The 10,243-nt window shown below is 43.6% G+C and carries 6 protein-coding genes; 3 read left to right on the forward strand and 3 right to left on the reverse strand.

The genetic code is table 11. The annotated features are described in order from the left end of the window. Window positions 1-17: 17 nt before the first annotated feature. On the forward strand, window positions 18-1,625 hold the full coding sequence (locus ACYVBM_RS12845; protein ID WP_460686069.1) for a CotH kinase family protein: 1,608 nt from the start codon (window positions 18-20) through the stop codon (window positions 1,623-1,625). 146 nt (window positions 1,626-1,771) lie between these two features. On the opposite strand, the gene ACYVBM_RS12850 is transcribed toward ACYVBM_RS12845, so the two are convergent. The 3 genes from ACYVBM_RS12850 to ACYVBM_RS12860 all read right to left on the reverse strand — a co-directional run bounded on the left by ACYVBM_RS12850 (window position 1,772) and on the right by ACYVBM_RS12860 (window position 6,198). Next, a complete protein-coding gene (locus ACYVBM_RS12850) occupies window positions 1,772-3,919 on the reverse strand; it encodes a cation:proton antiporter (protein WP_460686070.1) in 2,148 nt (715 codons plus the stop codon). 27 nt (window positions 3,920-3,946) lie between these two features. Beyond that, window positions 3,947-4,531, reverse strand: a complete 585-nt coding sequence (locus ACYVBM_RS12855) for a hypothetical protein (protein ID WP_460686071.1) — start codon at window positions 4,529-4,531, stop codon at window positions 3,947-3,949. A gap of 179 nt (window positions 4,532-4,710) precedes the next feature. Continuing rightward, window positions 4,711-6,198: a glycoside hydrolase family protein gene (locus ACYVBM_RS12860; protein WP_460686072.1), complete on the reverse strand. Its 1,488-nt coding sequence runs from the start codon at window positions 6,196-6,198 to the stop codon at window positions 4,711-4,713. 211 nt (window positions 6,199-6,409) lie between these two features. On the opposite strand from ACYVBM_RS12860, the gene ACYVBM_RS12865 reads away from it, so the two are divergent. Both ACYVBM_RS12865 and ACYVBM_RS12870 read left to right on the forward strand, forming a co-directional pair. Further along, entirely contained in the window at window positions 6,410-8,587 is a 2,178-nt protein-coding gene (locus tag ACYVBM_RS12865) for an HAD family hydrolase (RefSeq protein ID WP_460686073.1), read from the forward strand. Window positions 8,588-8,728: 141 nt separating this feature from the next. Continuing rightward, window positions 8,729-10,243: OmpA family protein (locus tag ACYVBM_RS12870; RefSeq protein WP_460686074.1), on the forward strand; the 1,515-nt coding region annotated here is incomplete at its 3' end.

Consider the following 10,243-nt stretch of genomic DNA (forward strand, 5'->3'; position numbering starts at 1 on the left):
CTGAATAAACGATGCGTATGAAATTTTTTAGGGCTTATCCTGCTGGTATCTTTTTTTTGTGGCTGACAATATTTTCACCTTTTGTTTCCTGTTCTCATAAGGAAGTAGACGAAGTAAAGCAGTTGTCTTCCGAGGCCCGGATAGAATCTTTTATCCTTGCCTACACTTTGAATGAGGGTTTGGAAGAAACAGCCACTGGCGTGATCTCCGGCAATAGCATCAGGCTGTCTGTGCCCTATAACGTACCGCTGAACGGGTTGGTAGCTACATTCGCCTATGCAGGGGCATCAGTAAAAGTAGGGAGCACAAAGCAGGTCAGCGAAGTGACCAGGAATGACTTCAGCAAGGACGTTATTTACAGCGTTATTGCCGAAAACGGCAAAACAACAGATTATACTGTTACCATAACAAAAAAGCTGCCGCGCATTCCCCAGGTATTTATAAATACAGAAGGCGCTGCAGCCATTACAGATAAGGAGCAATATGTAAAAACATCTGTTATAATAAAAGATATTGACCGGTTTTATACAGATGGCGTCCCGTTCACGGCTACTGCAAGGATCAAAGGGCGCGGAAATTCAACATGGGGAATGCCTAAAAAACCCTACCGCCTGAATTTAGACAGCAAGTCTTCCCTGTTAGGTATGAGCGCCGATAAAGACTGGGCGCTTTTGGCCAATTACCTGGACAAAACACTGCTGAGGAATATGGCAGCATTGCAGATAGCTCGCACAGCAGGGATGAGCTGGACACCCGGCTCTGTCAGCGTTGATCTTTACCTGAATAATACCTACCAGGGTGTTTATGCTTTGACAGAGCATGTTAAAGTATCGGAAAAAAGGGTTAATATGAATCTGGTAAGTGCTTCTGATAATTCAGGCATAGCCCTTACCGGGGGGTATTTCCTGGAGCTGGATTTTCATTACGACGAACCGTATAAGTTTAAAACGGATATCAAACAGCTTCCCATTATGTTCAAAGACCCCGATGAGCCAACTCCTCAGCAATATGATTATGTAAAAGGATTTTTTAATACAGCTGAAAGCGCGCTGTACTCCGAAAACTTCAAAGACCCGCAGAATGGCTATCGCAAATACATAGACATCGCGTCTTTCATTAACTATTATATCGTACAGGAGCTTGCCAAGAATGTGGACGGGAACATGCGGGGCAGCTGCTATATGGCCATTCGCCGGAACGGCAAAATAGAAATGCCGCTTGTATGGGATTTTGACCTTGCTTTTGGTAATGCCGATTATATTACCTGGGATCAGGGCGCTTCCTCCTCAGAATGGGACGGGTGGTTCATTAAAACCAATGCGCCCTGGTTCGACCGTTTGTTTGAAGATCCCGCTTTTGTTTCGGCGCTGAAGCAGCGATGGCAGGTATTGAAGCCCGAGCTGGACAAAATACCTGCTTTTATCACAGACCGTGCTTTGCTGCTGGACGAAGCTCAAAAAAGGAATTTCGGCCCATTGGCAAACGGTGGCGCGGGATGGGATATAACAAAAGCAGAGTGGAACACCAATAAGATCAGGGGCTCTTATGACGCAGAAGTGAATTACCTGGCAGATTTTGTGGCAAAACGGCTTTCCTGGTTAAATACAAACATTGAAGGCTTATAAAAAAATCCCCTCGTAGAAACGTGGGGATTAAACCAAAACTAACTGCTTATGAGAAAAACTTGCTTGTATTTCCAGTAATTAGACGCCTTACAGAAGTATTTCTTTCGAGTGAAAACTTAAAGTGGCACCATTTAACATTTTCTTAATTATTTCTTATGGAAGAATTTTTCAATTTCTTTTCCAAGCCCCTGTATGTCTACAGTTCCGTCCAGCACTTTATTGTGCCCGGCGGTATAAAAATCATCTTCCGGAACTGTTTTAATTTGAGACGGGTAGATCAGCAGGAAATTATTCTGCCTGAAATACCGGTCCAGGTAAGTAAATACCCGGTCCATATGCGGGTTATACGATGCCCCTTCTTTTCTGCTTAGTACAAAAGTGAGGAGGTCGTTAGGCGACACTTCACGGCCGAGGACCAGCAGGTCTTCCCATTCGGTAAATTCCTGCAACGTATAATTGATCGGATGGACCTCGTTCAGGGTTTTTATAACGGGCGTTAGGCGGCCTGGCCCAAAAAATATAGTGCCGCCGCCACAGTTTTTGGATAGCCGCCATATATTGGACAGCCAGTAATAGAACCCGCTTTCCTCTTCTGCATGAGGTGGTATTACTATTATATGCTTCCTGATAGTAGAAAGCGGCTGAACCGGGTTATAAACATAAGTAGTGATTTTATCGTTTTCCAGGATGCCGTTAATAAGCATGAAGCTTTTATCGGAGCTGTAAGGAGAGGTGCTGTAACCGAGTATGAGGTCGGTAATTTTATTGGCTTTTACCTCTCCGGTAATCCCGTTTATAATCTCATCATACCGTATAATATCTGTTACAGCTATATCTGCAGCAGCGCCGGTTTGCACGGCGATCTGAAGTATCTTTTTGGCAGTTTTATCCGATTCGTCAGGAGCATCCTGCTTATTGATGATATTCAGTGCGAAAAAATGATCTGTTGCGCTGTTTTGCTTAATACTCAGCGCCAGCTGAACCAGCTGCTCTGTTTTTTCAATAGAATTGGTCGCAATCAAAATGTTCATGCCTTCCTGGGCCGTACTTTTATTGTCATTTTTTCCCGCTTCTGTTTCCCGGGCCAATTGGCTTCCTCCTTTTTGCGTAACCAGGGAGGCCAGGGTGCAGGTAATGAGTATCACCAGAATAGACCCGTTCAGCACATCTTCGTTGAGCAGCCTGATAGGAGCGCCATCGGGCGTTTCAGAAATAACAATATTATAGCCTACCATTACAGCAGCAAGCGTTGCTGCGGCCTGTGCCACACTTAACCCGAAAATTACCTGGAGCTGGTTTTTATTCATCCTGAAGGTTTTGGTAGTGGCCCATGCCGCCAGCCACTTGGCAGCAATAACGCCTGATGTAAGCACTGCTGCTACTTTCAACGTATTAATACTTTTAATAAATACGGTAAAGTCGATAAGCATGCCCACGCTTATCAGGAAAAAGGGAATAAAAAGTGCGTTCCCCACAAATTCCACACGGTTCATTAGGGGAGAAGTATGTGGTATCAGCCGGTTCATGGCAAGGCCTGCAAGAAAAGCGCCGATGATGCCTTCCACTCCGGCCAGCTCGGCCAGCACTGCTCCCAGGTAAACCATAACCAGTACAAAAATGAACTGCGAGATCTTATCATTTACTTTTTTAAAGAACCATCTTCCTATAATGGGAAATATAAATATAACGATAAGGCCAAAGGCGAGGATAGAGGCCGTCATCCTGATCCAGAAAGCAGTATCCACTTCACCCTTGGTCATACCTACTATAACGGCCAGTACCAACAGGGCCAGGGTATCGGTGATCATGGTTCCGCCCACTGTTATATTTACCGATTTGTCTTTTGTAATGCCCAGCTTACTGGCAATAGGGTAGGCCAGCAGGGTATGAGACGAGATAAGGCTGCCCAGCAAAACAGCTGTCATCGGATCAAAATGTAAAATATAAAAGCTTCCCAGGGTGCCTATAATCATCGGTATACAAAAAGTATACAAACCAAAACCAATGCTTTTCCACCGGTTCTTTTTAAATTCCACAAGATCTATTTCCAGGCCGGCCAGAAACATAATATAAAGCAAGCCGGTGGTGCCCGAAACCACAATACTGCTGTCCCGTTCCAGTACCCCGAAACCATTGGGTCCTATCAGCGCCCCGGCGATGATCAATCCTATTAAATGCGGGATCTTTAATTTATTGAGCAACAGGGGCGCCAGAAGCACTATTAATATAACTACCAGGTATCTCAGGATGGGATCTGAAATGGGAAGCGTGGTATCGGCAATATTCAGTAGCATAGGAGTGGATTCTAAAAGAAGGAAAGGTTATTTTGGGGTATTTGCAGAGCGGGTCGCATCTATTTTAAAAACAGAGCTGCAGCCATCTGCCTGTGTTATGACACGCTCACCGCTCATTTTATTGATGTTATCCACTTTAAGCATTACGGTCATAGCAGCAGCAGCAGAATCCGCAACATTGGGGGGTACCATGAGCCGAAAACCTGAGCCATTGAATGATCCGGTGTATACACGTACAAGCTTCTCTCCCTGCAACGCACTGACGCTTACCGCTTCGTCTCTCTGGGCAAACAGCCATGATTCTTTCCTTGTGTCGCCAACAGCAAACCCCTGGCAATTGGTACGGGTACAAAGCATAGATACTTCCCAGGTTCCGGCCAGCGAATCGGGCAGGGGAATGCTGGTTAAAGCCAAAAGAGCCGATGTGTCTTTCTGTGCCAGGTTGCGTTTAAGACTATCTTCCAGCAGTTGCAGCTCTTTCTCTTTTAGCAGGATCGCCTGTTCCCGACCCGCAAGCTTTTTCTCCCGTTCGTCCAGTTCCTGCCTGCGGCTCTGGAAACCGCAGCCGGTTAAAACAAATACAATAAGCAGAAAAAAGATGATTTTCCCCATAAAATAGATATAAATGAATAACCGGAAAACAAAACAACCGGCTGTTAAAATATAGAATGAAAGCTAATAGCACAAAAATAGATCATCGGATATTATATAAGGTTTATTAATTTATATGAAGCTGTTACAGGTGATCGCATTATCCTTTTGAGGTTTGAGATTTTATATGATATCCGGCACTAAAGTTCTGTTTCTATTATATACTCATCTTCTAATGGCGGCAGCTTTTTGATAAAACTATTATTTAAAGATACTACAGATGACGCTGAATACAGCCCTATCAACTGGTTATTATAATTGTAATCTATAAGCGTAAGTTTCACCAATCCGTCGATAGACAGTTCTATATAAGCGCCATGCCTGATGAGCTTAAAATGGTAGGTGTACGAATCATTGATCTTAAAGATATTATCCTGCAGGATATTAAACCTGAAGTTGGACCGTATGTCCGTTTCATTAAAGCCCCAGGCTCTTATTTCTACGTGGCCATTTACTACATCAAAGGAATAATAGTAACCAGAACCTTCTTCATCCATATCCGTAACGAGGCCTAATTTACCCATGCCTTCTACTGATAATACTCCTTCCCAGATAAAATTATCGTCAGGTTTTTCAAATACGAAAATTTCGTACCCACTGCGCGACCCCATTACGAGCCTGTTATCTTCCGTCGAAAAAGATGCCGTGTTGTTGTTGAATAATCTTTTGAAGGTGGGAAAGCTGTTTTGAGGAATATCGTCGTAAGCAATCGCTTCCCAATGATCAAAACTTTTAAGCAAGAGCCTCCCCTTTTCATCAGTGTCTAATTGCTTGGGGGGTAAGAGCACGCGATGGGAATTAATAAGGCCCGAGGTATAAAAAAACGCGTAGATCAGGAGCTTTCCGCTTTTGCTTTCTATGACCCTTGCAGCATAATTGCCCTGTGGCAGCAAAACGTTAGCATGGAAGGCATGGTATTCTTCCAGGAAATCGTGGCTGAACCAATAGCGCACCTTAACATCTTCTCTTATGGACGCGATAGCGTAATATTTGCCGTTGAGCTCAAATACACAGGGGCATTCCAGGTCATCATATACCATGGGGTAATGAAGTGGCGGTAAGTATTCAACACCTTCTTTATGGTATTTTAAAAGCCCGATACAGCCACGCCTCGATACGGGACCGCTAGCTGTACGCGCGCACACCAGATAGTAGGTTTCATTCTTATAATCAAACCGGAAAGGATCCCTGAAGCTCAGCCATTTGCGGGGGCTGTCTTCTATACTTTCATACCAGGGTCCTTTTGATGCTATGGGAAACACCCCTTCATTTTTCTTCTTCCAGTTATAAAGGTCTTCCGATACGGCCAGGCCAATTAATGAATTGGTACCACGCAGCTTTCGCTGCAGGCCGGTATAATACATTTCAAAGCCATCAGTGGTCTTATATACGTGCATGGTCCACAGCATATCATCGTCCCATTCTCCGGGATCGCCTACAAATAATGCATTTTTTACACGTTTCCACGAAATACAGTCTTTGGATACCGCATGCGCTATATAATCATGATTAGGTATGATAAGATGAAACAAATGATATACCCCGTTATGGAGGATGATCGTAACATCACCTATTTCCCAATCGCTGAATCCCGAACCGGTATAGAAGCTTCTTTGTATATTTTGCATTTATTTAAAAATAATTATATTTCGGCTATCTCAAAAACCACGACCTGAAAAATGGCATGGTTATAACAGTATTTCGCTGGCTGCCATACAAGTCAGTATTTTATCATGTGCTAAAAAATCGCCGGGGCAACCTCCGCCGGGATTCTTTGAACTTTGAACAGGGAGCAACTTATAAGTCCCTGTATGTTTGAAAAATAAAAAAAATATACAGATGAAGCAATATTATATACAATTATTCAGTCCTCACGGCTTGATAAGGTTTGAAAATGCAGAGATAGGCCGGGATAAAGACACCGGAGGGCAGGTAAAGTATGTGCTGGAGTTGCTTGAGGCATTGTCCATGCATCCGCAGGTAAGAAAAGCTGATCTGTTTACCCGTAGGATTACAGATAAAAGAGTGTCTGAAGCCTACAGCCGGCCGGTAGAAACCGTAAATGAAAAAGCACGTATTGTAAGAATAGATTGTGGCGGGCATCTTTACAAGGAAAAAGAGCAGCTGTGGGATCACCTGGATGAGTTCATTAATAATACTATCCGTTTTTATGAGGCGGAGGATGATTATCCGGATGTATTACATGGCCATTATGCCGATGGGAACTACATTGCATGTGAGCTGAGTAAGATTTTTGCACTGCCGTTTATTGCTACAGGACATTCGCTGGGCCGTAACAAAAAGAAAATACTGCTAAGCCAGGGTTGGGATGAAAAAAAAGTAAATGAGCGCTTCAATATGCAAAGGCGTATTAATGAAGAAGAAAGGATTATCGCCAATGCCGATGTAGTGATCGTAAGCACGCAGCACGAGATCAATACCCAGTATAAAGAGTATAATAATAAGCATAATGCCTGTTTTAAAGTAATACCACCCGGTGTTAACAGCGATGTTTTCTACCCGTATTACCGCTTAGAGATGCCGGCTTTTGAAATGACACTGGAACAGGAGCAGGCGATGTATAAGATCCACTCAGAGATTGAGCGCTTTTTATTTAACGCTGATAAGCCCCTGATACTGTCTATTGGCAGGGCCGACAAAAGAAAAAATTTTGAAGCCATTATTAACAGCTATGGCCAGGATAAGGAGTTACAGGCTATGGCTAACCTGGCTATTTTTGCCGGTGTGAGAAAGGATATTTCGCAAATGCCAGATGATGAAAAGGAAATACTGACTAACCTGCTCCTGCTTATGGACAAGTACGATTTATATGGGAAAATGGCGCTGCCCAAAAAGAACGACCCTGCTGTGGAAGTGCCCGAAATATACAGGATAGCCGCACGTAAAAAAGGCGTGTTTGTAAATGCCACTCCCGGCGAAAATTTTGGATTGACTATCGTGGAAGCTGCGGCCTGCGGCCTGCCCATTGTAGCCTCTCCAACCGGGGGGCCGAAGGAAATTGTTGAGAACGCAAATAATGGCTTATTAGTAGATGTGGAAGATACAGAAGCCATAGCGGCGGCATTAAAAAAAATCATTGCTGACCGGACTTTATGGGAACAATACTCTGCCAATGGTATAAAAGCCGGTGCAGAAGATTATGCATGGAATAAACACGCCGAAAAATACGTTGAAACGATCAATAATATTTTTGAAGAGAAAGCTGAAAAATTTCATGCCTCCACTTCTTTTGGCCGCAGGCTGGCCGATGCCCGGTTATTCCTGATCAGTGATCTGGACGGTACACTCGTAGAGGGCGACGATATAACCGGCCTGGAAACCCTGACGGACTGGCTGAAAGCGCATCCCGGAACTGTTTTTGGTATTTCAAGTGGCAGGAATAAAGAGCTGTTAAGAGAAGCCGTTGTAAAATATCCTTTTATTAACCCGGACATTCTTATTTGTTCTGCAGGAACAGAGCTGTACTATACGAAAGATTTTATCCCGGATACCGGCTGGGAAACACATATTAACCATCAGTGGAAAAGAGCGGCTATTGTAAAAGCGATGGAAGAAATTGCTCCTGTTACGTTACAGGGAGCCGCGGCACAGTGGCCTTACAAAATAAGCTATTTTACAGAGGATAGGTTTAACGGAGATGACCTGGCCTACATTAATAAGATTCTGTACGATAAAAAGCTGTACGCCAAAGTATTACTTACAGATAATAAATATCTTGATATCATACCGCGAAGGGCCGGTAAAGGCAATGTAGTGCGATATTTAAGCTATAAGTGGAAAATACCTGTGGAACAGTTTATTACAGCCGGTAACGGAGGTAACGATATAGATATGCTGCAGGGGCAGGCAAAAGGAATTGTAGTAGCAAACTATAGTAAAGAACTGGATGTGCTTAAAGGGAAACGCAACGTGTATTTTGCCCGGAACAGGTTATCTGCCGGAATTTATGAAGGCATCCGGTTTTATTTAAAAGAAAAAGATGAGGCTCCTGCCTGAAATTCCGTATTTAACATTTCTTTGGAGATTGTGTTATAAATCATATATTTGCTCGTTAATATATATTTATGATTACTTTATAGTAGTAAAGCAGCATAAATAATTATATATTGATATATATAGCCAAAATCAAAAAAGAATATGAAACATTCAAAAATTCTGAGCCTTATCCTAGGATCTGCTGCCTGTTTAGGCAGTGCACATGCGCAGGTGAGCCCCTCGCATCCTTATACGGCGCCGCATGCTATTTACGGCACTTATTCTGTAACAGATGACAACTATTACAATAGTAAGCAATTATCCCAGCACAAGGAGTTTATGGTGGGTAATTACGACTATCCCGGTAAGCCCAAAGACATGTGGGAAATTGGCATCAAAGGAGGTATGTTTACTGTAAATGGTGATGTAGCTTCGGTGTTGTTAAGTCCCGGTTTTGGTGCCCATATCCGGAAATCACTGGGTCATACGCTTTCCTTACGTTTAGAATACATGTATGGTATAGCCACCGGCCAGGACTGGAAGCCTTCCCAGGGCTATCAATATGCGGGATATGCAAATCCGTGGTTTTACCGTTATACCAAGAACAGCGTTCCTGAAGGCGGTAATGTTTGGAATCCTATTCAATATCCTAATGTTTACTATAATTACAAAACTCATGTACAGGAACTTAGCCTGCAAATGGTGGCTAACATCCATAACATACGTTTTTATAAGGCGCAAACCGGTGTTACTTTTTACGGGTTGGCTGGTATTGGTATAAGCACCTGGAAGGGACGGGTAGATGCAATGCATCCTGTTCAGGGAAGTGCTGAAAGCGCTGCTTATGATTACAGCAAAATTAACAGCAACGCCGAATATGCCAACCGTAAAGATATCTTAAAGCAATTAAAAGATCTTCAAGACGGTGAATATGATACTCCTATAGAAAGAAATCCCAGTGTGCCCTATTCCAAAATGTTCCGTGGTTCCATTGCTCCTTCAGTTTCTGGCGGACTGGGCGTGGCCTTCCGGTTAAGCCCAAGAATGAACCTGGCTATTGAAGACAGGATCATCTACAATGGTTCTGATCTGTTAGATGGCCAGCGCTGGGATGAAAAAGGTACCTTAACGCCTGATAAAGATTTCATGAACTATCTTACGGTAGGTTTGAACTTTAACCTGGGTAATAAATCTAAAAGAGTAGAGCCTCTTTACTGGCTGAACTCGATGAACTATGCTTACGGTGAACTTCGCAGGGTTCCTGAGATCGTTCTTCCGGATGCGGACGGTGATGGTGTAACTGACCAGTTCGACCAGGAACAAACTCCTGCAGGCTGCCCTGTCGATACACATGGTGTAAGCCTTGATACAGATGGTGACGGTGTACCTGATTGTAAGGATAAAGAGCTGATCACCCCCACCTACTGCCAGCCGGTAGATGCGGATGGTGTAGGTAAATGTCCTTGTCCTGAAGGTTGTGCTCCTGCTCCTAGCGATTGTGCCGTTTCTTTAGGTGCATTGCCAAGCATTCATTTTGCGCCTAATTCTAACAAGCTTTCTTCAGATGCGGCTGCTACTTTATCCACTGTAGCTGCTAAATTAAAAGCGAATCCGAATTGTAAAGTAGTAGTAGTAGGATATTGTGCAGCTACCAAACGCCAGCAGCAATTAAGCTGG

The sequence above is a fragment of the Niabella aquatica genome (genome assembly GCF_054779315.1).

What these genes read in the sequence shown, in the direction of transcription:
- ACYVBM_RS12845 (WP_460686069.1), top strand. Translation starts at nt 18, where the DNA reads ATGAAATTTTTTAGGGCTTATCCTGCTGGTATCTTTTTTTTGTGGCTG.
- ACYVBM_RS12850 (WP_460686070.1), bottom strand. Translation starts at nt 3,919, where the DNA reads ATGCTACTGAATATTGCCGATACCACGCTTCCCATTTCAGATCCCATC.
- ACYVBM_RS12855 (WP_460686071.1), bottom strand. Translation starts at nt 4,531, where the DNA reads ATGGGGAAAATCATCTTTTTTCTGCTTATTGTATTTGTTTTAACCGGC.
- ACYVBM_RS12860 (WP_460686072.1), bottom strand. Translation starts at nt 6,198, where the DNA reads ATGCAAAATATACAAAGAAGCTTCTATACCGGTTCGGGATTCAGCGAT.
- ACYVBM_RS12865 (WP_460686073.1), top strand. Translation starts at nt 6,410, where the DNA reads ATGAAGCAATATTATATACAATTATTCAGTCCTCACGGCTTGATAAGG.